Raw genomic sequence first — 25697 nt, 5'->3', positions numbered from 1 at the left:
AGACATTACCCTAAGATAGTATGAATATCTGCATCAATATAAACGGTGTATTTTGTACCATCAACTGTTGCATTATATTCATCATAGCCTGAACGATCGCTTTCAACTTTATTGAAGCCACCAAGGTTTACCGTGTCAGTGGCGTCACCAGTGATAGTCAAGGTATCATTGGTATTATTGTAAGTACCATCTGGTGAAATTTTAGCGACTGTTTCAGCATCTAACGTAATATTGGTTTTGTAGTTACTATTACTAAGGGTAATAGTGTCTAATCCTTGAATAAAATTCAATTTCTCAGTTTTCCATGTAGTTAAATCCTCGGTGTGATTTTCTGTATAATTGCCTCCATAGATACCAAATTGAAGTGTCTGAATTGAACCATCGGCGTTACTGTCCGTATAAGTACGAAGTACCGTACCTATTTCGTTGCGTTCAATATGATATATAGTGTTTGCTCCTAAAGTAATTTCGTTAAGAGTCATTTTAGTACTGAAGCCATTTGAATCATATTCATATGTTTTAATACTATCAGTTATTTTATTTCCATCTCTATCAATTTCAGTTTTTTCTGAAACTACCTGATTTAGATTGTCATAAGTATACGTCTGCACGTCTTTAATAGTCCGTGTAACCGCATCCATATTAGTCCGTGTAGCTTGTTCTCCTTGTGAGTTATAAGTAAATGTTGAATAAGAATCATCAGAAGTTAAACCATCACCAGTACGATCATGTAGTAAACTTGCATTTCTTCCATATTGATCTTTAGTGTAAGTATAAATTCTGTTGGTAATACCATCTCCGTTAGTATCAGATTCAACTACTAGAACATTACCATAGTTATCATATTGTGTATAAGTATCCGTTTGATTTGGGGTATTTTCATTATTATCGCTATCATCAATTCTTTTTGTTATTCTACCGAGGTCATCTCGTTTATAAGTGATATTCCCTTCAGGGATACCATCTTCATTAGTGTCATATTCGATTTTCTCTATACGCCCATAGTCATCTAATGTATAGGTTTCTACCCGGTCAGCATTGCCTCTTACTTCTCCATTTCTGTCGTAATTAACATCAACCGTGCCATCTTTATTGATGGTAACCATATTGCCATCACCGTAGGTATCAATGTGTGTTTTCACAATTTGACCTAGTTCATTCAGTTTGTAAACTTCAACGACACTTGGTGAGGTGGTTTGGTTGCCCATATAACGCACCATGGCTTCATGGTTGCCGTTATTATCAAGGGCGTAAAGCTCCGTTTTGGTCAGCGTTGCTTCACCGTCTTTGAGTAGGTAAGTTTTGCTACCAATCACTTGACCTTTGTCATTTAAGATGTTTTCTACGCGGTTATCTGGCGTGCCGTCTGCAGTGACGTCCGTTTCAGATTGCTTTAGCACACCATTTGGATTGTATGTGTAAGTGATTTCTTTGTCAGCTTTGCCATCTGCGTTGTTATCAAAAACCGTTGATGATACTTGACCTTTATCTAAGGTGTTGGTTTCTGTTTTGTCGATACCTTTAAGGGTCTGCACTGTGCCTGTTGCATCAGTCCATTTAAGGGTTGCTGTTCCTTGTGTTGTCTCTTTTGCATCGGCATCAATGAATTTGTGAGTAATGTTGCCATTACCATCTAAGGTGTAGTATTCCTTCAGCTCTGGCGTACCATCGGCATTGAGATCTTTTTCTACTTTAATCACTTCACCTTTGGCATTTAAGGTGTAGGTCTCAATTTGGTTAGGTTCACCGCTCGCATTGGTATCAATGAATTTTTTCGTGATGTGACCATGTGGATCCAAGTCGTAAGTCTCTTTTGCGTCTGGCGTACCATCTGCATTATTGTCGAATTCAGTCGCTGTGACATAACCTGTTTCAGGATCAATGGTGTATTTCTCCGTTTTATCTGGTTCGCCATCACCGTCTAAGTCGGTTTGTTTACCGCTCATATTGCCTTTAGGGTCGTAAGTGAATGTATCAACGACATCTGGTTTTCCACTATTATTTCTCGTATTGGCATCGTTGAAATATTTATCTTCCGATTTGTTGCCATTATCATCATAGGTGTGTTTTACGATGATATTTGGCGTGCCGTTGGCATCGGTATCGTAATGGGTTTCAGATGGTTTGGTATTTTCACCTTCGTAAACATAGGTTTCAATGCTGTCGGCTTTGTTATCCGCATTGCCATCGATCGATTTTTTGCTTATACGACCATTATCGTCATATTCGTAGCTTTCTACCTCGTCGATACCGGCTTTACCCTTGTAAGCTTCACCTGTGTTATCTTTACCATCTACGTTTATCGCTTTTTCGGTTAAGTTGCCGTTGCGATCATAAGTATAAGATTCGCTACGATAAGGTTTGTTGCCAACTGTGCGATCATCACCATTATAGAAGTCGGTTGATTTCACGGTGCCATCTGGGTTATAGGTATATTTTTCTGTGCGATCAATATGACTATCACCGTTGTCGTCATAACGCGCGACGGCTGGGCGGTATTCATCATCATTGGTTATTCTACCATCACCGTTCGTGTCGTATTGTTTGTTATCTGCGTATTCAATCGTTGAATCAGCGATACGATTATCGTCAGGGTCGAATTCGCTTTTGGTGATGTTCGTTGGATTACCGTCCGTGCCTAAATGATGGGTGATTTCTGGGATACCATCACTATCCGCATCCGTTTCGATGGTATATTTATCAGTGATACCGTCGCTATTTCCATCAATTTTTGTTGTGGTGGTTGTGCCATCTGGGGTGGTGACTTTGCTTGCAACCGATTCCGGATGGCCATCTGTATTGCGATCTACTTCAGTGACATCACTTATTACTGCACCATTTTTATCTGTCTTCACGGTATGTGTCGTATCTAACTTGCCATCGTTGGTTGTATCCGTTTTTTCAACAGTGGTTGAGGTGCCATTATCATTTTTGGTTGTCACGGTTTCAGATTCTGGTTTGTTGTTACCGTCTTTATCTACCGAAACGGTTTCTTTAACCACATTGCCACTTGCATCTTTTTCAGTGGTTTTGCTGGTGTCTAATGAACCATTACCATCTGTATCCGTTTTTTCAACGGTGGTTGAGGTGCCATTATCATTTTTCGTTGTTACGGTTTCAGATTCTGGTTTGTTGTTGCCGTCTTTATCTACCGAAACGGTTTCTTTAGCCACATTGCCACTTGCATCTTTTTCAGTGGTTTTGGTGGTGTCTAATGAACCATTACCATCTGTATCCGTTTTTTCAACGGTGGTTGAGGTGCCATTCTCATTTTTGGTTGTCACGGTTTCAGATTCTGGTTTGTTGTTACCGTCTTGATCCACCGTTGTGGTTTCTTTAGCCACATTGCCACTTGCGTCTTTTTCAGTGGTTTTGCTGGTGTCTAATGAACCATTACCATCTGTATCCGTTTTTTCAACGGTGGTTGAGGTGCCATTCTCATTTTTGGTTGTCACGGTTTCAGATTCTGGTTTGTTGTTACCGTCTTTATCTACAGAAACGGTTTCTTTAGCCACATTGCCACTTGCGTCTTTTTCAGTGGTTTTGCTGGTGTCTAATGAACCGTTACCATCTGTATCCATTTTTTCAACGGTGGTTGAGGTGCCATCAGTCTTTTTAGTCTCTGAGCTTTCAGCAGTTTTATGATTATTACCATCGGTTGTGGTTGTCGTCGTAGTGGTTGAACCATCTGCATTTTGTTTGGTGGTTGCCTCGGTGCTACCGGTGACATTATCGTCTTTGTCTTTAGCAATGGTTGTAGTCGTGGTTGAACCATCCTCATTTTGTTTTGTGGTGGTTTCTGTGCTACCCGTAGTGTTACCGCTTGCATCTTTGTTTTCGGTCGTTTCCGTGGTTGAACCATCCTCATTTTGTTTTGTGGTGGTTTCTGTGCTACCCGTGGTGTTACCGCTTGCATCTTTGTTTACGGCTGTTTCAGTAGTCGAACCATCTTCATTTTGTTTTGTGGTGGTTTCTGTACTACCCGTGGTTTTACCGCTTGCATCTTTGTTTACGGCTGTTTCAGTAGTCGAACCATCTGCATTTTGTTTTGTGGTGGTTTCTGTCGTACCGGTGGTGTTACCGTGAGCATCTTTGTTTACGGCTGTTTCGGTAGTTGAACCATCCGCATTTTGTTTTGTGGTGGTTTCTGTGCTACCGGTGGTGTTACCGTATGCATCTTTGTTTACGGTGTCTTCTGTTATTGAGCCGTCTTTATTATGTTTGATAGTGGTCTCACTGCTACCCGTAGTGTTATCGTATTTATCTTTGGTTTCCGAGGTTCGGGCATCTGCATTGCCATCCCCATCCTTATCTTTGGTTATGGTCGTGGTGGTAGAACCATCTGGGTGATTGATTACCTCTGTGGTTTCTTCCGGCTTACCATCTTCATTCATATCAACCGTAGTGGTTTCTTTTGTGGTGTTACCCTTACTATCTTTTTCGGTGGTGATTGTGGTATCGAATTTCCCATCACCATCGGTATCTTTTCTTTCTCTTGTGGTGGTTGAACCATCAGGATGAGTGTTGGTTTCCGTGATAGGTGCGGCAGCAGAACTACCTGAAGAACCGTTTTTGTCTGCAAGGGCGAACATTCCCCCTAAAATCCCTAAGCTTGCCGCCCCGACATATAATGGCGTGGCATCAGTAATAGCGCCACCTGCTTCGGCTGCTGGGGCAACGGCATTTAATAATACGGCATCGGTAGATTGTTTTGCTAAGGCAGATAAGGCATCAGACCCTAATAAGGCATCGGCTTCAGCATTGGAGAGGTGAGCGGCTTGAGTTACAAAGCCATTTTCATTGATGATAAGTTGGTCAAAGCCGACACCATTTTCTGCTTTTAATAACAGATTGTGTGGCGATTTAAAAAAGCCGTCGAGTTCAATGGTGTTGCCATTGTCTAAGGTGATGACAAGGTTATCCCCTTGGCGTTGCGTTTGTTTTACGCTTGAGTAACTGAAAGGCAATACAATGGTATCTTTCGATAAGACATTGATAATGACTGTATTTTTCATAAGAATATCCTCTTAAGGTTGTGGTTTAAAAATGTATTCATCCAGCACCGCACTTTGTATAGCGCGGTGTTTGTTTGAATAAGTGTGTGAATAAAAAAGACCTTGCGCGAGAGAGTCAGAGGTTGCGTAGGGCCAAAAGGAAAATGCCCGCGTTGATTGCTATAAATAGAATGAACGCGATGGCAAGGGGCAGAGATGGGGGAACGTTATCCCCCGTCTCACGATTTAAAATGGGTGTTAAGGTTTTTGATTGTGCAAAAAATAGGCGTGTGCGTAATGCTCGCACGGGATTAAGGTCATCATGTTTATTGAAAACGCCTTGTTCTTGTAAGAAAAAACGCACGCAACAGGTTGGGAAATCCCACCAGAAAACGTGAAATAAAGGGGCTAACTTGAGAACAAAGAAAAGGGAAAAAAGAGAGAGAAAAAGAGACAGAAAAATAGGCAAAATAAGCCTTGACATCAACTAAATATTGATGTCTGCTTGCTTGCTTGCTTGCTTGCTTGCTTGCTTGCTTGCTTGCTTGCTTGCTTGCTTGCTTGCTTGCTTGCTTGCTTGCTTGCTTGCTTGCTTGCTATGCCTTGTTCTTGGATTTTGTTCATATTTTGGTCGCGCGTTAAAATTGCGCTTATTCTATCTGAATCATTAGTATTGTCAATAAATCTGCAAAAGCATTATTGGTAAGGTAATTATAGGTAAGTTGCAAAGATGAAAATCAATGAGTTGAAGTTGATTTATCCTAATTTTCAATACCGTCAATGTGATTTTTTATTCTGTAAAAGTAGCAAGTAAACGATGCTTTCATATTACATTGTTCACACCAAAGAATGTTTTTTATATGCTTTTATTATGTGTCTTTGTGCTAAACCACCGTATAAATATCAAAGCGATGATTTTTGGTTTCGCGGCTAAAGTGCGGTGTTTTTTGGGCGAGGAATTCGGCGTAGTCAGGGCGTTTTACTACAACGCGCTTTTGTGCAATTTGTAAGGCGGGGGCGAGTAGGGCATCGGCGTCTTCATCCGCACCGACTAAATGCTGAAAAACGCGCATTTCTTTTTTCACCAATGCACTTTTCGTTTTGTGGGGATACATCGGGTCGAGATAAACCACATCGGCTTGAATACCTTGTTGAGCCAGATCGCCAATCTGTTTTACGGGTAATAATTGCATATTTTGTTGCATCATTGCGCCGATTTCTGCATCTTGATAAGCACGTTGTAAGCCGTCTTGTAATAATAAATAGACCACAGGGTGGCGTTCGACTAAACGCACTTGGCAACCAATGGCGGCGAGTACAAAGGCATCTCTTCCCAAGCCTGCTGTTGCATCAATGAGGGTTGGCAGATAATCTTTTTTAATTCCCACCGCTTTGGCAATGGCTTCACCTCGACCGCCGCCAAATTTGCGGCGATGTGCCATTGTGCCACTGACAAAATCCACATATACCGCACCTAATTTGGGTTCGTCTAATTTGCGTAATTCCAAGCGCGCAACGCCATTTTGTTCCGTTTGCACCAAGGCAAGTGAGCTGTTGGGGTGGTGGATTAATCCTTGTTGTTCACAAAGTGCGGTGAAATTTTGCGAATTTTTGGTTTCGCAAATGAGTTGCACGGCTATTTTCGGATCAACCATACGCCGGATTCCATATGTTCAGTATAAGGGAACTGATCAAATAAGGCGGCACGCTCAATGCGGTGCGTTTGACACAGTGTTTGCAGGTTATCGCACAGCGTGTGCGGGTTGCAGGAAATATATAAAATGCGATCATAGTGTTGCACCAATTTCACTGTCTCAGGATCTAGCCCAGCCCTTGGCGGATCAACAAAAATTGTGTTGCAATCATAAGCTTGCAAATCAATGCCTTTCAAGCGGTTAAAAGCACGCACGCCGTTCATCGCTTGGGTAAATTCTTCTGCCGACATTCTGATGATTTGCACATTCTCAATTCGGTTTGCGGCGATGTTAAATTGTGCCGCTGCCACAGAGGGTTTGGCGATTTCTGTGGCGAGAACCTTACGGAAATTTTGTGCCAGTGCGATAGAAAAATTGCCGTTTCCACAATATAGTTCAAGTAAATCGCCTTGGCTGTTTTTGGTGCAATCAATTGCCCATTGCAACATTTTGCTATTTACCACCGCATTGGGTTGCGTGAAACTGTTTTCCACTTGGCGATAAATATAATCTTTGCCGTTTACGGACAGAATTTCATCCACATAATCCTGATCTAAACAAATTTTTTGTTTAGACGCACGTCCGATGATCTGCACGTCAAAACCTTGCTGTTGCAAGGTTTGGCGTAATGTGAGTGCTGCCTGCTGCCATTGTTCATCTAAGACTTTGTGATAAAGCAGGCTCACGATGATCTTATTGCTCAGGGTGCTGAGATAATCAATTTGAAATAAACGATGGTTGAGAATGGCTTGCTGTTTGAGCAGGGGCAGCAAGGCTTGCATCATTTCATTGATAAGTTGGCTGGCAATTGGAAAGCAGTCAATGCGATAAGGTTTACGCGTTTGCTTGTCGAACATAATATGATAAAAATCGTCCTGTTGATGCCACAGGCGAAATTCGGCTCGCATACGATAATGTTGCTTTGGCGAGTCAAACACAGCTAATTCTGGTGCATTAAACGGGGCGAAAAGTGCGGTTAATTTTTGGCGTTTTTCTGCCAATAATTCATCATATTTTTCGATAGGTAAAACTTGCATTGATCCTTCTCATTATTTATTGCGAGCAAAAAGAAAAGGCTTGATTGCTCAAGCCTTATGATCTTACTAGGCAGATTAATCCGCGTTGCTCATATCTTCTAAGTTATCGGCGACTACGCCAGATAAGGTATAAACACGTTTTGTGGTGCTGGTTAATGTGCGGTATTTATTCCACGTTTTTTCAAAAAAAGTTTCTGCTTGACGCTCACCTTGACAAAATGCCACAAAGGCTTTTTCTTCTTCTGTGATTGGCGCACGTTCACCAGTATCTAAGGCTTTAAAGGCTTGACCATATTGCTCTAAAGCTTGAGATTCTTTGATTGTATAATCACCGTGGCGAGCAAAACCGCGGGGATAGTTTTTATCGTCAAAAAAACGACGCGTTACGCTAAAACTTTCTGCCATAATATCCTCAATATTGCGAATTCAAAATCGGCACGCATTAAACCAATTTTTGGTTATTTTTGCAATGGATTTGTTACTTTTGTAGTAAGGCTTTAACCGTTTCGACATAGTCTTGAATGAAACCTTCTTGACTATGCGATAGCCCTTCAGGGTTCACGCGATATTTGCCGTTTACATAAAAATCTGGTACACCGTGTACATCAAAACGCTCAGCAGCTTGCACTTGCTGATTGTATAATCCGGTGACGGCAAAGCTGTTAATGCCACCATCAAATTGTTCGGCTGTTACGCCATTATTAATAAAAATTTGGCGGATCGCATTTAAACTTGGTGCGCTTTGATCTCGACTTTTTACTGCAGCTTGTGCGGCTTCAAATAATGGGGCTTTCACTTTATCTTCTACGCCGAGTGCCATTGCTAAAGCCCACGCGCGAGTGAGATTTTCTGATTGAAGCCCTAAAAAATTCACGTGATATTGTTTAAATTTAGTGCCTTCAGGGAGTGCAGCTTTGACTTTTTCAGGAATGTGGTAATCCATTTCAAAGGCATAACAATGAGGGCAATAAAAAGAGAAAAATTCAATCACTTCAGGCTGAACCGCGCGTTCTGTATTTAACGCAATATATTGTTTTCCTTCTGTTAAATTAACAGCTTGGACATTTGCCACAAAAAACAGTGATGCTAACGCAATAAGAAATTTTTTCATTACAACTTTCCTTATTTAATTATCCCGCGTGCTTTTAATAATGCGGTTTTAAAATCTTCTTCGTAATCTTTTTTAATCCCCGGGATTGGCTCGTGTTTATCTGTGCCATACATTTTTAAATGATAGATAATCACTTCGTCCGTTAATTCTGCCACAGGTTTATCAAACCCCGCTTCATCCGCGATTTTTTGCAAAATTTGGGTTAAGCTCAAATCAGGATCTTGCGACCAATAAGGTTGCAATAATTCCAATACTTCATTTAGACGATGACATTTCATAACAGTTCCTCACCTTGAGTTAGAAAGGGCTAAATAATACTGTAATTATCGGGAGAAAGGAATAAGTTGGCGTAAAAAAGCCGATCCTACAAGTGCGGTAGAAAAATTCACACTTTTTTCCACCGCACTTTTTTATTTGCGGGGTTATCAAGTAGAATGAGGGCGTTTGATAAGGTAGAAAACAAAAGTGAGGGGAAATGAAAATCAGCGCGGTGATTCTTGCAGGCGGTAAGGCAAGGCGTATGGGAGGGGCGGATAAAGGCTTGCAGTTGCTACAAGGTCAGCCCCTATTTTGGCATTGCTATCAACGTTTAAAGCCCCAACTGAATGACATTGCGATTAACGCAAACCGTAATCAAGCCCTGTATCGTCAAAGTGGTTTGCCTGTGTTTGCTGACGAATTGGCAGATTTTCAAGGACCTTTGAGTGGCATTTTAACCAGCTTAAGGTTATCCCATTCAGATTTTGTGCTGTTTGTGCCTTGCGATTGTCCGTTTTTACCCTTGAATTTACTAGAAAAATTACAGCAACCTATTTTGCGCTCATTACCCCATTCTCGAAGTGCGGGAGAAAATTCCCCCGTTTTGCTCACTTATGCCACTGACGGTGAACGAGAACACCCTACCTTTTGCTTGGTTTCGACAACACTTGCTGAAAAACTTGCGGACTATTTGCAAAAAGGTGAACGACGAATGTTGCAGTTTATGCGACAAAATGGGGCGATTGCTGTCGATTTCAGTGAACAAAAAGCGGCATTCCAAAACTTTAATACCTTGGCTGATTTAGAAAGGGAAACGCGGTGAAAAATCACCGAAATTTGGCTTTTTATTCACATTATAATCAGTATAATAAGCAAAATCTGATTAACAAAAACGGATAAGTTATGTTCAAAATTATTTCAATTTCACTGTTAAGTGCGTTTTTAGTGGCGTGTTCTTCAATTTCCTCTTATGTCCCTTTTATGGATAACGAGAAAAAGGTGATTGATTTAGATAAAGAGAAAATCGATCAAAAATCCTATGCAGCGGCTTATGCGGCAACGGTACAAACCTATTCAGGGCGCGTAAATAAAGATTATGATGTGAATTCCTTCGCGAGTGGTGCGAACGATTGGTATTTAAACCGTATTTTAATTCCGATTGAGCAAATCAAAGCAAAATTATATCAAAGCGGTGGCGTGGAGAGCCAAATTTATGCTTATTATAGCGGCGTGGTGTTTGCCTCTGAATTACAGAATAATTTTAATCGTTTAAGTAAAGACTGTTGGGCGCATATTAATAAACCAAGTGCAACGCAAGGTATTTATGATGCGATGCTGGATTTACAAAAAGGGCAAACACGTTCCTTAGATGAAGGCTATATCGCGGAAGGGAGCGATCAAGTGTTGAAAATTTGTACCGGGAAATAATCTGTAAGGTTACTGATAATTCATCAGTAACCTTTTCTTTTTTGATGTAAGCTGAAAGGTTTTTGCTGAATATTCAGCAACATATTTAGCAAGCGTTCAGCAAGTTATTAATAAAAAAATGATTGCCAAATTGGGGTGTGAAGAAGTCAGCCGTATTACACCCCCCATTTGGTCTTTAAATCTCATATTCTGGAGGGAAAATGCTTAACTTATCAGAAAACAATATTCATTTATCGGCACAAGCCGAAAATAAACAGCAAGCCATTGAATTAGTCGCGCAAGCGTTAGAGCAAGCGGGCAATGTGGAAGCGGGATATTTAGCGGGAATGCTAGCGCGTGAAACACAAACGTCCACTTTTTTGGGCAATGGTATTGCCATTCCGCACGGCACGCTAGAAACGCGCCCAATGGTGAAACAAACAGGCGTGCAAGTGTTCCAATTTCCACAAGGGATTGAATGGGGCGAGGGTAACAAGGCGTATGTTGTGATCGGGATTGCTGCACGTTCCGATGAACATTTAACGCTACTCCGCCAGATTACCCAAGTGTTAGGTGATGAAGAAAAAGCGGCAAAATTAGCTACATTGCAAGAAGTGGAAAAATTCCGTGCCATTTTAATGGGTGAAGAAACTTTGCAAGTGAAAAGTGAAGATATCAGCCTTGAGGTGGAGACAGAAAGCTTGCTTACCTTAATTGCGATGAACGCAGGTAAATTGCAACAGCAAGGGGCGGTGAATAATCAGTTTGTGGCAGAAGTCATCGCTTCCCCAGCATTGCCATTAGGGGGCGGTTTATGGCTCACCGACTCCGTGCAAGGTAACGAGAAAAACGCCCTGACGTTCAGCCGTGCAAAGCAAGCCTTTCAGCATAATCATAAAGAGGTGAAAGGGGTGCTAACCGTGGCTTGTGTGAATGAACAAATTGATGAGCTACTTGCACGCTTGCTAGAAAATTCCGTACAACAAACGTTATTAAACGGAAATGCTAACCAAATTTTGACCGCACTTAATGGCGACGAAGTCAGCGTTGCAAGCCCAGCCCCTACTAATACAAATAGCGAAAATGCGGGTACAGTGATTGGTACATTTACTGTGCGTAATGAACACGGCTTGCACGCACGCCCTTCGGCGGTATTAGTGAATGAAGTGAAAAAATTCGCCTCAAAAATTACAGTAGAAAATCTTACCCGAGGCGGTGAGGCCATCAGTGCAAAAAGTTTGATGAAAATTGTTGCACTGGGCGCAACCTTTGGGCATCGTTTGCGTTTCCGTGCGGTGGGCGAAGATGCTAAACACGCCATTGAATCCATTGGAAAAGCGATCGCAGAGGGATTAGGCGAAGAAGTGTCTTCTTTATCCCCAAAAGAGCCTGATCAGATTGAAGTGGTAGGTGAAAGCACCACGAATAACGAAAAAATGCCAGAAAAAAGCACCGCACTTGAAAATCACGATCCGAGTGAAAGTATTGAAGCGGTTTTTGTGGTACGCAACGAACACGGTTTGCACGCACGTCCTGCTGCGGTGTTAGTCAATGAAGTGAAAAAATATAACGCGTCGGTGGCGGTGCAAAATGTCGATCGTGATAGCCAATTAGTGAGTGCCAAAAGCTTAATGAAAGTGGTGGCACTTGGCGTGGTGAAAGGGCATCGTTTACGTTTTGTGGCGACGGGTGAAGAAGCACAACAAGCCCTTGCCGGCATTGGCGCGGCAATTGAAGCGGGTTTAGGTGAGTAGAGGTATTCGTAATGGCAAAAGTGGCAACAATTACATTAAATACCGCTTATGATTTAGTGGGAAGGTTAAAACGTATTGAGCTTGGCGAAGTCAATACAGTGGAAACCTTAGGCTTATTTCCAGCTGGTAAAGGCATCAATGTCGCCAAAGTGCTGAAAGATTTAGGCATTGACGTGGCGGTAAGTGGTTTCCTTGGTCGTGATAATCAAGGCGATTTCAACACAATGTTTGCAGAACTCGGCTTAGAAGATCGCTTTCAGCGTGTAGCAGGCAAAACCCGTATTAACGTGAAAATCACCGAAACCGAAGCCGATGTTACCGATCTGAATTTCCTCGGTTATGAAATTTCACCACAAGATTGGCAAGATTTTGTCCAACAATCCTTATTGTTATGCAAAGATTTTGACATTGTTGCCGTGTGTGGCAGTTTGCCGCGTGGTGTCAGTCCAACGGATTTTGCCCAGTGGCTCAAACAGCTACAACAAGCGGGCATAAAAGTGGTCTTAGACAGCAGTAATGCGGCACTCACTGCAGGCTTATCTGCCAATCCTTGGCTGGTCAAACCAAATCATCGTGAGCTTGAAGCCTGGGTGGGGCATTCTTTGTCAAATCTTGAAGAAATTATCAGTGCAGCAGAAAAATTGCGCGCACAAGGCATTGCCAATGTGATTATTTCAATGGGCGCAGAAGGCGCGCTGTGGCTGAGTGAACAAGGTGTAATCCAAGCGAAACCACCGAAATGCGAACAGGTGGTTAGCACCGTAGGGGCAGGCGATTCAATGGTAGCGGGATTGATTTATGGCTTGACTAAATCCCTTTCACAGCAAGACACCCTCGCCTTTGCTAGTGCCGTGTCAGCTTTTGCAGTATCGCAAAGCAATGTTGGCGTGAGCGATCCTGCATTATTAACACCAATCTTAGAAAAAGTACAAATTTCAGTGATTAAAGGATAAAACGATGAAGATATTTTTAACTACCTCAACACAATTAGGCAATGCCAAAGCCTTTTTGATTAAACAGGTGCTTGCCGTAGCAGCAAAACAACAAAGCAATGAAGTGGTGGCAGATGCCAATCAAGCAGATTTAGTGATTGCGTTAGGTGGAATGCCGAATGACAATCGCTTACAAGGTAAAAAGGTTTTTGTGGCAGACGCAGAAAATGCCTTTAATGCCCCTGAAACCATCTTAACTCAAGCGATGGCTGAGGCAGTAGACTATACCCCACACGAAACACAAAGTGCGGTGCAAATTTCGCCAGATTTTTCCAATAAAACCAAAAATATTGTGGCGGTAACCGCTTGCCCAACAGGTGTGGCGCATACCTTTATGTCTGCGGAAGCGATTGCTGAATATGCTAAAAAGCAAGGCTGGAATGTGAAGGTAGAAACCCGTGGGCAGGTGGGTTCAAGTAATATTATTTCCCCTGAAGATGTGGAAAATGCCGATTTAGTCTTTATCGCAGCCGATATTGATGTGGATTTAAGCAAATTTGAAGGCAAGCCGATGTACCGGACTTCCACTGGACTTGCATTAAAGAAAACCGCACAAGAATTTGAAAAAGCGTTTAAAGAGGCAAAAATTTATACTGGTGCAAGTACAGCGAAAGTACAAAGCAGCGAAGAAAGCCGTGGCGAACGCAAAGGGTTGTATAAACACTTGATGACTGGGGTTTCCCATATGTTGCCATTAGTGGTGGCCGGTGGTTTGCTGATCGCTATTTCCTTTATGTTTGGGATTGAGGCATTTAAAGATCCAAATATTGCAGGAGGCTTACCAAAAGCCTTAATGGATATTGGCGGTGGCGCTGCATTCCATTTGATGATTGCCGTATTTGCTGGTTATGTGGCATTTTCTATTGCGGATCGTCCGGGGTTAGCTGTCGGCTTAATTGGCGGTATGCTCGCCACCACAGCAGGCGCTGGGATTTTAGGCGGAATCATTGCCGGCTTGCTCGCAGGTTATGTGGTGAAAGGCTTAAATTCTGCGATTCAATTACCAGCCAGTTTAAGTTCATTAAAACCGATTTTAATTTTACCATTGCTTGGCTCTGCCATTGTGGGCTTAGTGATGATTTATCTTATCAACCCACCGGTTAAAGGCTTAATGGATGCCTTGGTAGAATGGCTCAACACAATGGGACAAAGCAATGCGTTGCTTTTAGGTGCGGTACTTGGTGCGATGATGTGCGTGGATATGGGCGGCCCAGTGAACAAAGCAGCTTATACCTTCGGTACAGGTTTAATCGCTTCTGGCGTTTACACTCCGATGGCAGCAGTGATGGCAGCGGGTATGGTACCCCCAATTGGAATGGCGATTGCCACGTTACTCGCACGCAAAAAATTCACCGCTAATCAACGTGATGCTGGTAAAGCCTCTTTTGTGTTAGGGCTTTGTTTTATCTCTGAAGGGGCATTGCCATTCGTTGCTGCCGATCCTGTACGTGTGATTGTATCAAGTATTATTGGGGGTGCTGTGGCAGGCGCGATGTCTTTAGGTTTATCCATTGGCTTACAAGCACCGCACGGTGGATTATTTGTGATCCCATTTGTTACGCAACCATTAATGTATCTTGCTGCTATTGCAATTGGCGCTATTGTAACAGGGGTCATCTATTCGGTGATTAAACCAAAACTTGCGGAAAAATAACCGCACTTTGTTAATCAGCAAAACCCGACGTAAATGTCGGGTTTTTTTATCGCTATTTAAGCATTAAATAAAACAAAGTCATTTGAGGCAAGAATACGAAGAATACAGTAAATCAAGCCGATGTCAGCTTATTGCAAAACAGAGTAACACACTTAAGAAAAAACAAAATTATTCCCACATCGCTAATCAAATTCCGCTATAATCCCCCCATTATTCGATTCAAGAAGGAAACAAATATGGAAAAATATAATAAATTTCGCCTTGAATGGGATTGTCGGCGTGGAATGCTTGAATTAGATAAGGTCATAATGCCGTTTTTCCAACAGCATTTTGATGACCTTGATGAGCAACAAAAAGCCACCTTTGTTCGTTTACTTTCAGCAACAGATTTGCAACTTTTTTCGTGGTTTTTTAATCGAAAACCTGCACCAGATCTTGAATTACAGCAAATGGTTTCCTATATACAAGAAAAATTATCACATTAATTTATAAATATTTTGAACTTTTACAATTTTTACGCCTCTAAGAGAACACGAGCTTGCTGTCTTGTATATCAAGGCTTGTTAGAGGTATATAAGAGGTTATATGGCTGAACAGCTAACAGATCAGGCTTTGGTAGAAAGGGTACAGCAGGGAGATAAGAAAGCATTCAATTTGTTGGTATCGCGTTATCAGAATAAGGTAGCAGGGTTATTAACCCGTTATGTATCGCCGAATGATATTCCTGATGTTGTACAAGAATCATTCATTAAAGCATACCGCTCAATTGAATTATTCCGTGGTGATAGTGCTTTCTACACTTGGCTATATCGTATCGCCGTAAATACGGCAAAAAATTATTTAACCGCACAAGGCCGTCGCCCGCCAAATGAAGATATTTTGGCAGATGAAGCAGAATCCTATGATGTGGGAACGAATTTACGGGACGTAGATACCCCTGAAAATCAGATGTTATCTGGTGAATTGAAGAAGATTATTTTTGATACCATTCATAGTATGCAGGAAGACTTAAAAACCGCCATCACGTTGCGTGAGTTAGAAGGATTAAGTTATGAAGAAATTGCCGATATTATGAATTGCCCAGTAGGAACGGTACGCTCACGAATTTTTCGAGCAAGGGAAATTATCGAAAATAAAATTCAACCTTTACTTCAGCACTAACTAAAGTAAATTAATTAATCTTGGAGTTTATGATGCAAAAAGAACAACTTTCAGCCTATATTGACGGAGAACAATTAAGCGCGGAATTCACCGAGGCACTTTGTCAAGATCAAGATTTACAAAAATCTTGGGGCAATTTTCATCTGATTCGTTCCGTCATACGCCAAGAAAGCGATGTATTGCTCGGGCAAGATTTTACCAACAAAATGGCCGAACTAATCGAGCAAGAAGAAATGATTGTGGTAGAACCTAAAATTTCACAACCAATGCCAGAAGAAATTAAGCAATCTCCATTTAGCCAAAGACTAAAAGCGTGGTTTATGCCGATGACGCAATTCGCCGTGGCAGCTGGGGTATGTTTGGTGGCAGTAATGGGTGTGCAGAGTTTTATGGCAAACAATGCGAAAGAAGGTCAAGATACACCAGTATTACAAACCTTACCATTTAATAATTCGGTGCAAGAAGTGAGTTATAATGCCCCAGCTCAATCGGTGATTACACCAGAACAAATTGAACAAAAAAATAAACGCATTGATTCAATGCTACAAAGTTATGAATTGCAAAAACGCATTTATGCAGATAGATTAAATTTGCAAAATCAGAAATAATAATGAATGAGGTTTAGGTTGTTCACCACCATTTTTGGTGGTGAATTTGTTTGTATCCTATGTGTGAATAACGATGTTAAAAACGATCAAAAAACTTACCGCACTTTCCTTAGTGCTATTTTCTGCAAATCTCGTATCAGCTTCTGAAACCGATACGGTACAGCCCAGCCAATTGTTAGACGAAATGCAACAGGCAGGCAGTCGCCTGAGTTATGAAATGGCCTTTGTGCAAACCACACCGAATATGGCCTCCTTGCGTTATAGCCATATTCATTATAATGGCAAAACTTATGCTCAATTACTTACCTTAGATGGAATGCCTCAGCAAATTGTGCAACGTGATAATGTGGTGAGCTATTTCCAACCAAATTATTCGCCGTTCTCAATTAACGCGAATCATATTGTGGACAGTTTACCTGCGATTCTGTGGAGTAATCTTGATGCGTTGAAGCAACATTATGATTTCATCTATATTGGACGTAACCGCGTGGCAGATCGCGTGGTAAAAACGATTCGTATCGTGCCAAAAGATGATTTTCGTTATCAATATGTGGTGTTTATTGACGAACAAAGCCATCTGTTGTTACGCAGTGATGTGCTAGACCGAGAAAATAACCTGTTAGAGCAATTCCGCGTAGTGAATTTGTATCAAAGCGAACAATTTGATGATTTGCTCAATGTAATCAATCATATGGGCTTTCCTGCACTGCTTAATGACAAAACCACTTTCCAACCAAGCAACGACGCATTTAACTGGCAGCCAAGTTGGTTGCCAAATGGGTTTAAGCTGATTAATCGCAGTGTGGAAATGAATGGTGAAGAACGCATTGAAGCACAGCTTTATAGCGATGGATTGTTTTCCTTTACCCTTTACCGTTCAGCCTCTATTTTGCCAAATGAAGAAAAAAATGGCTGGTGGAATGGCACAAGAACGTTTTATAGCGAAACCTTTGGTGATAATGAATTTACCTTAGTTGGACAGCTACCAATTTCTACCGCAAAACGTATCGTACAAGATATTAAGGTGAAATAAATGCTAACAGAACGTGCGGTGGTGATTTCTTACCAATCTGGTATTGCACAAGTGAAATGCCAATCTCAAAGCGCTTGTGGAAGTTGTGCGGCTAAATCAGCCTGTGGCTCAGCGGCGCTCGCAGAGTTAAATGGCGTAGGTACAGCGCATATTTTTGAAGTAGAAACCATCACCCCCCTCAATATCGGACAAATTATAGAAATTGGGTTAAGTGAACGTTCCTTAATACACTCAAGCTTGCTTGTCTATTTTTTTCCACTCATCATCTTAGTGCTTTCCGCCTTGATTGCAGACACCCTTTGGCAAACCGAACTGTCACAAGGCATTTTTATTATTTTTTGCACCGCACTTGCCTTTATTATTGTTCATCTTGTGTCAAAATCTTGGCAAAAAAAAACCAGCTACCGCCCGATCTTTTTGCGTGTAATTAAGTAGTATTTTTGTAAGGAAATAGAATTAGCAAGCCGCGTTATGCGATAAAAAGATCAATATTTTTAACCGCACTTTATTTCATTAAGACAAATAAAACGCCTTATATTTTGCGATATAAGGCGTTTTTACAGAAGACCGCTTAACTTTCTACTTTTCTAAATAAAGTGAACGAGATAAAAATAAAGGCAAGAATACTTGAGGCGATAAGTATATAGAACCCGCCGTCCCAGCCAAAGTTATCCACTACGGCACCTAATACTGTTCCAGCACTGGCAGAACCAAGTAGATAACCAAATAATCCAGTAAGCCCTGTCGCTGTACCTGTTGCCACACGAGGAACTAAATCAGCCGCTTGTAAGCCAATCATCATAACAGGACCATAAATGAGGAAGCCAATCGCGATTAAACAGATATTATCTATCATTGGGTTGCCTGCTGGATTTTTCCAATAGACAAAAATCGCAATTAATACCCCAGCTAAAAACATTAACATCGGCGGAGCGCGGTGTCCTTTAAAGACTTTATCACTTAAATAACCACTTACTAACATTCCGGGAATACCCGCATATTCATAAAGGAAGTATGCCCAGCTTTGTTTATCAAACGTGAAGTGTTTGACTTCTTTCAAGTACGTTGGCGCCCAGTCAATAATCCCGTAACGAATAAAATAAACAAATACATTAGCAATCGTAATTGCCCATAAGAATTTGTTATTAATGATATATTTAAAGAAAATTTCCTTACCAGTTAAAGTATGGGCTGATTCAACTTGTTGCGCTTTTCCCCCTTTGTATTCTTCAATGGGTGGTAATCCTTGTGATTCAGGCGTATCACGCATTAAGAAAAACATTACAACACTAAGCAAGATCGCAATGGTTGCAGGAAGATAAAAGAGCGCTTGCCACGCACCAAAAAGGTATAAACCTAAAATCGCCAGTGGACCAATTAAGCCACCACCAATATTATGAGAAACATTCCACCAACTCCACCAACTTCCGCGTTCTGAGGTAGAAAACCAGTTGGTCATTGTTTTTGCACCGGGTGGATAACCCATACCTTGAAACCAACCATTTAAAGCACTAAGTACAATCATCGCAGAAAGTGAAGAAAGTACCCCCGGCACTAAACCGAAGATCATACTCACCATCGCAGAAGCAACTAAACCAATAGTAATAAAATATTTTGGGTTACTGCGATCTGACACATTACCCATAATAAATTTACTAAAACCATAAGCCACAGCAAGTGCAAAAGAAACTGTACCCAGCTGAGCTTTAGTATAACCATATTCTTCAATTAAGTGCGGAATGGCAAGAGAGAAATTCTTGCGAATTAAGTAATAAGCCGCATAACCGATGAATACACCAAAGAAGACTTGCCAACGTAATCGACGATAATCCTGATCAATGATAGCTTTATCCGTGATACGCGTAGTAGGGGGTGAGGCTTTTAAAAATCCAAACATAAGATCCTCCAATTTTGTGAAATTGAGCGTATTATTAAGTATTTGAATAAATTAATCTGTGATATTCTTCACAAAAAGTTCATTATTAAATTTAATTGTTGAATTAACTCTCAAATAGAGGACAAAATGCGTTCAATGCTTGGCATAACCGGATACAGCGGTAGTGGAAAAACCACTTTATTGGAAAAACTTTTGCCTCGGCTTGCCGATCTTGGGCTGCGCGTGGCAGTGATTAAGCACAGTCATCATAATGCACAAGTGGACAAGGAAGGCAAGGATAGCTGGCGAATGAAAGAGGCGGGCGCAAGCCAAGTGATAATGGCTTGTGATAGGCGCTGGGCGTTGATGACGGAAACACCACAGCCAGTGAATTTAGCTTATTTGGCAGGGCAATTTGATCCGCAATTGACAGATCTCATTTTGGTGGAAGGCTTTAAGCACGAACCGATTGCAAAGATTTTATTGCATCGTCAAGCCATGGAGAAAGCCTTACCAGAGATTGATGAGAAAGTCATTGCGCTTGCAACGGATTACCCTTTAAGCTGTGCTGTGCCACGTTTGGATATTAATCAGATTGATCACATTGCCGCATTTATTTTTCATTGGTATCAACAACAAATAAAATAAAGTGCGGTGCAAAATCGCAGAATTTTTATGACAGAAACGAAAAATTATACGGGCTTGGCGTGGATTGCCGCTGTCGCCTTTTTTATGCAAACCCTTGATGCGACGATTTTGAATACAGCGTTACCGACGATTTCTCGCAGTCTAAATGAATCGCCACTGAATATGCAGTTGGCAATCATTAGTTATGCCTTAACTGTCGCCTTGTTTATTCCATTAAGTGGTTGGGCGGCGGATAAATTTGGTACGCGGAAGGTTTTTCGTTCTGCCATTGGTATTTTTGTATTGGGATCGGTGGTGTGTGCCTTATCGCACTCTCTGCCACAATTGATTTTTGCCCGTATTTTACAAGGGGCGGGTGGCGCGTTAATGATGCCTGTTGCTCGCTTGGCGATCATCCGTTCTGTACCGAAAAACCAGCTATTAAATGCGTGGAATATTATGGCGATGGCAGGGCTAATTGGACCAATTCTTGGTCCCGTGTTAGGTGGTTTAATCGTTACCTATATGACGTGGCATTGGATTTTCTTAATTAATATTCCTATCGGGCTAGCTGGGATTTTCCTTGCAGGCAGTTATATGCCAAATATGAAAGGGCAAGTGGGGCGTTTAGATAAAGCGGGATTTATGCTGTTTGCCGGTGGACTTGTAGGCTTGACCTTAGGGCTAGATTTAGTGGCAGAGCATTTCACCGCAACTTGGATTGCTTTTTTGGTATTGATTGTGGGGATATTATTTCTCGCCAGTTATTATCTTTATGCCAAACGAGTTCACAACCCATTAATGCCGCTTTCCTTATTCCATATTCGCACCTTCCGCTTAGGTTTTATTGCGAATTTATTTATCCGCCTTTGTGGTTCGGGCGTGCCGTTTTTATTACCTCTTATGCTACAAGTGGTATTCCATTATAGTGCGGAAGCCGCTGGCTGGTTAATGGTGCCTATTGCAGTTAGCTCAATGGCGTTTAAACCGCTTATTCGCGGTATTCTTTCTCGTTTTGGTTATAAGAAAACCCTAATCAGCACCGCCATTGTGATGACTTTGGTGATTGCCGTAATGAGCTTATTACAACGGCATACCCCAATTTGGCAAATGGTGTTGATTTTATTGGCATACGGGGGATGTATGTCGGTCAGTTTTACTGCGATTAATACCTTAACCATTGGCGACTTATCGGACAGTAATGCCAGTGCAGGTTCAACAATGCTTAGTGTGATTCAGCAAGTCGGGATTGGCATTGGCATTGCCGTTTCTTCGGTGATGTTAAATGTGTATCGCAATGTACTGGGTGAAAGTGCTGAACAGTTGCAACAAGCCTTTAGCTTCACTTTCTTAACGTCCAGTTTATTTGGTTTCATTCTCGTACTCATTCTTTCTGGCTTAAGAAAACAAGATGGGGAGAATTTGCAGATAAGAAAAAAATAATGTTAATACGAGATCACCATTTGCTGATGTTAAGGCTTGAGAGAGCAAAATAAAAGTGCGGTAGGATTTTTGTGAATTTTCCACCGCACTTTTTGATATTGTGCTTTTATGTGTCTAGATCGAAATTCTGCCCATTCAAGGCAAAATGCAAATAATGATTTTCTGGTAGAGAGTGACGCGTGGTAGAAAAATTTGGCGAATTTTGCACCGCACTTGATGATAAGGCATTTTCCCCTGCGATATTACTGAGTAACCACCAACAGCTTCCTTCCCATTCCATAGTTGGTGATTCAATCGCCCAACCGACTAACACCTGATCGACGGAATCGCTTCTTAATGCTAATTGCGCAAGCTGTAATGGATGATCCACATCCTCTTGCGAGGTAATTAAGAAAAGGCTATTGCCTGTTGTTTGAAAATGTTGTGAAAGCTGAAAAACCGTCGCGTTATTGAGATTTGCCATAAAATCCAGTGGACTAGGCAAGTCTTGTTCCATAAGCTGGTGGAATAATTTGTTAAATTTGCTTGGTGAATTAAAAGGCGAAGCCAAATAAATTGCGGTATTTGGCGTGATATAAGGCTTCAGAGGTAATGCCCCGAGTAAACAAAGTTGGGTAAATTTGCTTAAACGACGCGCATCTACGCCAAAGGCTTTGAGCTGCTGGCGGAGTTCTGCCTCACTTTGCCCTTGTGTAATAAACTGGCTTTGTTGTTTTAAATAACGATTTGATTTCATTTTACTTACTCTTTTCCTTGCCAGTGAAGAATCCAAGCAATATTACTGCCACCAAAGCCTAAAAAGTAGTTCAAATAATAGCCGGTAGAAAGCGGTTGTGTTTGCTTTTCTATTGCCCCTTGTGAGGTGATGGTTAGGTAATTTGTTTTATCTTGCTGTAATTGTTGCCAAAGCCACGCAGTTTCCATTGCACCACTTGCACCTAAACTATGTCCAAGGTACGGTTTGGCTAATAAGCAAGGAATGCTCGGAAACTGTTGTTGCAAAAACGCGATTTCCATTTCATCGCTGTTTCCGCCCACTGCGTGAACTTTAATGCCTGCTAGTTGATGAGATTGTAATCCTGCTTTATGCAAACAATTTTCAATCAGTTGAGTCAATGCCTCTGCGGAGCTATTGGTTAGATTATGGTGATCCGTAATCGTAGTGATGGCAGAAATTTCTAGCTTTTTCTCTGGATTTGGTTGATTTTCCAATGCCACGCAAGCGATTCCTTCCCCTAAAATAATACCGTTATGCTGTTCAAAAGGTTGATAGGGCAAATCGTCTGCCAATAAGTGCATTGCATTGAAATGTTCAAAGGTTAAGCGGTTAAACATTTCAAAACCAATGACCAAAGCACGCTGACATTGCCCTTGCTCAATCATTTGATAAGCACAGCCGATTGCTTGTGCAGAGGAAGTGCAAGAGGTCGCAACGCTGAAAACAGACGTTTGATAGCGTGTTTTTAAACGTTCTGCGATAAGTGCTAGGCTGTATTCTTGCGGTAAAGGCTGATTATTATGCCAACGAAATTCGCAATCACTCATTAAATACGCCGTTGAGCCTAAAAGAATGGGAGTATTTTGCAGTGCATCGGCTTGCCAACCGCGTTGCGTTAATACCTTGTCAATATGCTGTTCTAAATAAGTGCAGAGTTGATTGAAATTCAGCAAAGGTTGCTCAAAAGCACGAAAATAAGGCAAATGCTGGTTTTGCCCAAGCATTGAAGATTGCTGCCAAGGATTAAGCTTAGCAGCTTGTGCATTTTGTTGGCTCGCTGCGGTGAGATAGACTTTCGGCATTGTTAAGAATGCTGGTGACGGATAAATTGGGCTAAATCACGAATATTCATCATATGTTTACGCACCATTCGGTCGCCATTTAACCTCACTTTAAAGTGAGCTTGTAGTGCCACCGCAATTTGTAGTGCATCTAGAGAATCTAACTGGATACGGCTTTGTTCACCAAATAATGGCTCATCATCGCTGATCGCGCAGGGATCGATGTCCATTTTATCGCTTTCTTGCACGATCAAGTTTTTCAGTTGTTGTTCTAGTTCAGGTTGGCTGAGAGTAAAAATATAGCTCATTAAAATCTCGCTTGTGTTTTGAGTTGATGGGCGTAAATCAGCACGGCGATGAAGAGCATCACAGCACCAAAACCCGTTAAAAGCCAAAGTTCAGGCTGAATTTGCATTAACGTAGCCTGATTTAATAATAGTTGCTGAAATGCCGTTAATGCCCAACCCATTGGTGAAAATTGGGCGATTTCTTGCATCATATCAGGCATTACATAAGTTGGCACCATAATGCCACCAATGGCAGCCATAATGATAATGCCACCGCCTCCTAGCACCACAGCCTGTTCAGTTGTGCGCGCAATCACACTAATTAATAAACCATAGCCTAGCGCAGAAAGGCTTACCGCAGCCGACAGCACCGCATAATACCACCATTCACCATTTAAGCTAAACGCAGGCATAGCAAGCATTGGTAGCACCCAATAGCCTAAGGCGATCATTCCAATAAATTGGCATTGATTGATCAAAAAATACGGCACTAATTTTGCTAAAATCAGCCTCAGGCTTGAGGCTCTTGCTAAACGTAAACGCGTGAGCGTGTTGGTCTGTCGCTCCATCGCCATTACGTTGGAAAGGGGGATCATAATAAAAAACATCCCAAAAATTAACCACGCAGGCACGCTATGCTGCACAGCATTGGGCTGATTGACCGTTTTCCCTTGGCGATTAAGATAAATTTCCTGCCAGCGCTCTTGTGCTAAATAAGTATTAATTTCATCGAATTTTTTATCTAATGCTTGATTGACTTCTTGCTGAATGCGTTTTACTGGATTGCGTTGATTGTGTTTCAATACAATGTGATTATCTTTGGAATAACGCTCAAGTCGTTGCTGGCTGTAATGCTTTTGCAAGATGCCTTTAACGCCAAGCAACCACGCCCGATCCACACTGGGATTAAGCCAAAGTTGTAAAGGCTGTTCTTCTTTTAGCGCATTTTTATCTTGATTGGGATTTACTACAATCAACGCAAATTTTTCTTGTAGTAAATCTTGTTGATATACCTCTAATTGAGCGATATTTCCTTGTTTTACGAGCAATTCCTCTTGTTGTAGTGCGGTAAAAAATCCGTCATTTAGGGGATCATTTGGCGTACCAAGCAGCAAAATTTCGCCACGATTACCTAGTTCATTTTCACTGCTGAGTGCGGCTGACATAATCAACATAAATAAAATCGGCATAATAAATAACACTGCCACACCGTGCAGATCGCGGCTTAATAGGCGTAATTCTTTGAACATTGCAGCAATTAGCATTTGTTCCCCGCTTGTTGTAAAAAATCCAAATAAAAATGCTCAAGACTTTGCCCTTCAGCAAGCATTCCCTTTATTTCTCCTTGATAAATGAGTTTACCTTCATTGAGTAAAACTAATTGATCGCATAGTTGTTCAATTTCTTGCAGATAATGCGAAGTATAAATTACCGTGATGCCTTGCTGAGTTAATTCTGCTACGGAATTTAAAATAAATTGGCGGGATTGAGGATCAATACCTACGGTGATTTCATCTAAAAAAATCACCTTTGGACGATTAATTAGACCAATAGCAAAATTTAAGCGGCGTTTTAATCCGCCTGATAAATGTTTTGCTAATTTAGATTTATAAGAGATTAGCCCGACTTTTTCTAATAATTCAATGAGCCAGTTTTTATCATTGATATGATAAAGTGCGGCGAAAAATTTTAAATTTTCCCATACCGTTAATAAAGGATAAAATGCAAAATCCTGTGGCACTAAAGAAAGTTGATGGCGCTGCTGTTTGCTCAATTTGTGAAATGGCACACCCTCAAAATAAATCTGCCCTTGCTGCACAGCCTGTAATCCACAAAGTAAAGACATCAGTGTTGTCTTCCCCGCGCCGTTAGGACCAAGCAAACCCACTGCTGAGCCGTGTGTAATGTGAAGATTTATGTTATTTAAAGCGAAACTTGAGCCATCAGCGTATTGATGGCTGAGTTTATCAATATCAATCATA

Annotated in this window: 25 protein-coding genes; 12 read left to right on the top strand and 13 right to left on the bottom strand. The window is 41.4% G+C overall.

Translation table 11 applies throughout. From position 1 onward, the window contains the following. Positions 1-5: 5 nt before the first annotated feature. From L5B83_RS02415 to L5B83_RS02385, 7 genes are all read right to left on the bottom strand, one after another. Positions 6-5015, bottom strand: a complete 5010-nt coding sequence (locus tag L5B83_RS02415; RefSeq protein WP_265777449.1) for a hypothetical protein — start codon at positions 5013-5015, stop codon at positions 6-8. Positions 5016-5477: 462 nt separating this feature from the next. Further along, complete coding sequence (locus tag L5B83_RS02410; RefSeq protein WP_265777448.1) at positions 5478-5618, bottom strand: hypothetical protein; 141 nt, start codon at positions 5616-5618, stop codon at positions 5478-5480. A gap of 260 nt (positions 5619-5878) precedes the next feature. Beyond that, complete coding sequence (locus L5B83_RS02405) at positions 5879-6649, bottom strand: class I SAM-dependent methyltransferase (protein WP_265777447.1); 771 nt, start codon at positions 6647-6649, stop codon at positions 5879-5881. Continuing rightward, the gene (gene trmA / locus L5B83_RS02400; protein WP_265777446.1) at positions 6631-7725 is read right to left on the bottom strand and encodes a tRNA (uridine(54)-C5)-methyltransferase TrmA; all 1095 of its coding nucleotides are present in this window, start codon (positions 7723-7725) and stop codon (positions 6631-6633) included. The genes L5B83_RS02405 and trmA overlap by 19 nt, the downstream gene beginning before the upstream one ends. A gap of 75 nt (positions 7726-7800) precedes the next feature. Continuing rightward, on the bottom strand, positions 7801-8130 hold the full coding sequence (locus tag L5B83_RS02395; protein WP_250351072.1) for a DUF413 domain-containing protein: 330 nt from the start codon (positions 8128-8130) through the stop codon (positions 7801-7803). Between the two features lie 73 nt (positions 8131-8203). Then, entirely contained in the window at positions 8204-8836 is a 633-nt protein-coding gene (gene dsbA, locus L5B83_RS02390; protein WP_265777445.1) for a thiol:disulfide interchange protein DsbA, read from the bottom strand. A gap of 11 nt (positions 8837-8847) precedes the next feature. Beyond that, positions 8848-9114: a YihD family protein gene (locus L5B83_RS02385; RefSeq protein ID WP_250351070.1), complete on the bottom strand. Its 267-nt coding sequence runs from the start codon at positions 9112-9114 to the stop codon at positions 8848-8850. Between the two features lie 197 nt (positions 9115-9311). Between L5B83_RS02385 and mobA the strand changes: the two genes are divergently transcribed. The 10 genes from mobA to L5B83_RS02335 all read left to right on the top strand — a co-directional run bounded on the left by mobA (position 9312) and on the right by L5B83_RS02335 (position 18138). Next, positions 9312-9917 carry a molybdenum cofactor guanylyltransferase MobA gene (mobA, locus tag L5B83_RS02380; protein ID WP_265777444.1) on the top strand — a complete coding sequence of 202 codons (606 nt, stop codon included), beginning with the start codon at positions 9312-9314 and terminating at the stop codon, positions 9915-9917. Between the two features lie 80 nt (positions 9918-9997). Then, positions 9998-10522 carry a hypothetical protein gene (locus L5B83_RS02375; RefSeq protein ID WP_265777443.1) on the top strand — a complete coding sequence of 175 codons (525 nt, stop codon included), beginning with the start codon at positions 9998-10000 and terminating at the stop codon, positions 10520-10522. Positions 10523-10722: 200 nt separating this feature from the next. Next, the gene (gene fruB / locus L5B83_RS02370; protein ID WP_265777442.1) at positions 10723-12255 is read left to right on the top strand and encodes a fused PTS fructose transporter subunit IIA/HPr protein; all 1533 of its coding nucleotides are present in this window, start codon (positions 10723-10725) and stop codon (positions 12253-12255) included. An 11-nt stretch (positions 12256-12266) separates the two neighbouring features. After that, positions 12267-13208, top strand: a complete 942-nt coding sequence (gene fruK / locus L5B83_RS02365; RefSeq protein WP_265777441.1) for a 1-phosphofructokinase — start codon at positions 12267-12269, stop codon at positions 13206-13208. Between the two features lie 4 nt (positions 13209-13212). Beyond that, positions 13213-14901: a fructose-specific PTS transporter subunit EIIC gene (locus L5B83_RS02360; protein WP_265777440.1), complete on the top strand. Its 1689-nt coding sequence runs from the start codon at positions 13213-13215 to the stop codon at positions 14899-14901. Positions 14902-15137: 236 nt separating this feature from the next. Beyond that, positions 15138-15386 carry an FAD assembly factor SdhE gene (locus L5B83_RS02355; protein WP_250351064.1) on the top strand — a complete coding sequence of 83 codons (249 nt, stop codon included), beginning with the start codon at positions 15138-15140 and terminating at the stop codon, positions 15384-15386. Between the two features lie 100 nt (positions 15387-15486). Beyond that, positions 15487-16062, top strand: a complete 576-nt coding sequence (gene rpoE, locus L5B83_RS02350) for an RNA polymerase sigma factor RpoE (protein WP_250351063.1) — start codon at positions 15487-15489, stop codon at positions 16060-16062. 32 nt (positions 16063-16094) lie between these two features. After that, positions 16095-16670, top strand: a complete 576-nt coding sequence (locus L5B83_RS02345) for a sigma-E factor negative regulatory protein (RefSeq protein ID WP_265778362.1) — start codon at positions 16095-16097, stop codon at positions 16668-16670. 73 nt (positions 16671-16743) lie between these two features. Beyond that, positions 16744-17703: a sigma-E factor regulatory protein RseB gene (gene rseB, locus L5B83_RS02340; RefSeq protein WP_250351062.1), complete on the top strand. Its 960-nt coding sequence runs from the start codon at positions 16744-16746 to the stop codon at positions 17701-17703. Next, positions 17704-18138: a SoxR reducing system RseC family protein gene (locus L5B83_RS02335; RefSeq protein WP_265777439.1), complete on the top strand. Its 435-nt coding sequence runs from the start codon at positions 17704-17706 to the stop codon at positions 18136-18138. Positions 18139-18274: 136 nt separating this feature from the next. On the opposite strand, the gene pgtP is transcribed toward L5B83_RS02335, so the two are convergent. After that, positions 18275-19600 carry a phosphoglycerate transporter protein PgtP gene (pgtP, locus tag L5B83_RS02330; RefSeq protein WP_265777438.1) on the bottom strand — a complete coding sequence of 442 codons (1326 nt, stop codon included), beginning with the start codon at positions 19598-19600 and terminating at the stop codon, positions 18275-18277. Between the two features lie 126 nt (positions 19601-19726). On the opposite strand from pgtP, the gene mobB reads away from it, so the two are divergent. Continuing rightward, the gene (gene mobB, locus L5B83_RS02325; protein WP_265777437.1) at positions 19727-20227 is read left to right on the top strand and encodes a molybdopterin-guanine dinucleotide biosynthesis protein MobB; all 501 of its coding nucleotides are present in this window, start codon (positions 19727-19729) and stop codon (positions 20225-20227) included. A 27-nt stretch (positions 20228-20254) separates the two neighbouring features. Continuing rightward, a complete protein-coding gene (locus L5B83_RS02320) occupies positions 20255-21649 on the top strand; it encodes a DHA2 family efflux MFS transporter permease subunit (protein WP_250351058.1) in 1395 nt (464 codons plus the stop codon). A 106-nt stretch (positions 21650-21755) separates the two neighbouring features. Here the strand turns inward: L5B83_RS02320 and L5B83_RS02315 are convergent, their stop codons facing one another. Genes L5B83_RS02315 through L5B83_RS02295 form a run of 5 tightly spaced genes read right to left on the bottom strand, consistent with a single transcriptional unit; the run spans position 21756 to position 25696 of the window. Then, complete coding sequence (locus L5B83_RS02315) at positions 21756-22385, bottom strand: hypothetical protein (RefSeq protein ID WP_265777436.1); 630 nt, start codon at positions 22383-22385, stop codon at positions 21756-21758. A 5-nt stretch (positions 22386-22390) separates the two neighbouring features. Continuing rightward, positions 22391-23449, bottom strand: a complete 1059-nt coding sequence (locus L5B83_RS02310) for a beta-ketoacyl synthase N-terminal-like domain-containing protein (protein ID WP_265777435.1) — start codon at positions 23447-23449, stop codon at positions 22391-22393. A 2-nt stretch (positions 23450-23451) separates the two neighbouring features. After that, entirely contained in the window at positions 23452-23736 is a 285-nt protein-coding gene (locus L5B83_RS02305) for an acyl carrier protein (protein ID WP_265777434.1), read from the bottom strand. Beyond that, positions 23736-24980: an ABC transporter permease gene (locus tag L5B83_RS02300; protein WP_265777433.1), complete on the bottom strand. Its 1245-nt coding sequence runs from the start codon at positions 24978-24980 to the stop codon at positions 23736-23738. The genes L5B83_RS02305 and L5B83_RS02300 overlap by 1 nt, the downstream gene beginning before the upstream one ends. Further along, entirely contained in the window at positions 24974-25696 is a 723-nt protein-coding gene (locus L5B83_RS02295) for an ABC transporter ATP-binding protein (RefSeq protein WP_265777432.1), read from the bottom strand. Before L5B83_RS02295 ends, L5B83_RS02300 begins: the two co-directional genes overlap by 7 nt. Position 25697 lies beyond the last annotated feature (1 nt).

The sequence above is a fragment of the Avibacterium sp. 21-599 genome (assembly GCF_026226765.1).
Lineage (GTDB): Bacteria > Pseudomonadota > Gammaproteobacteria > Enterobacterales > Pasteurellaceae > Avibacterium.
This window is presented reverse-complemented; position numbering and strand designations above follow the sequence as displayed.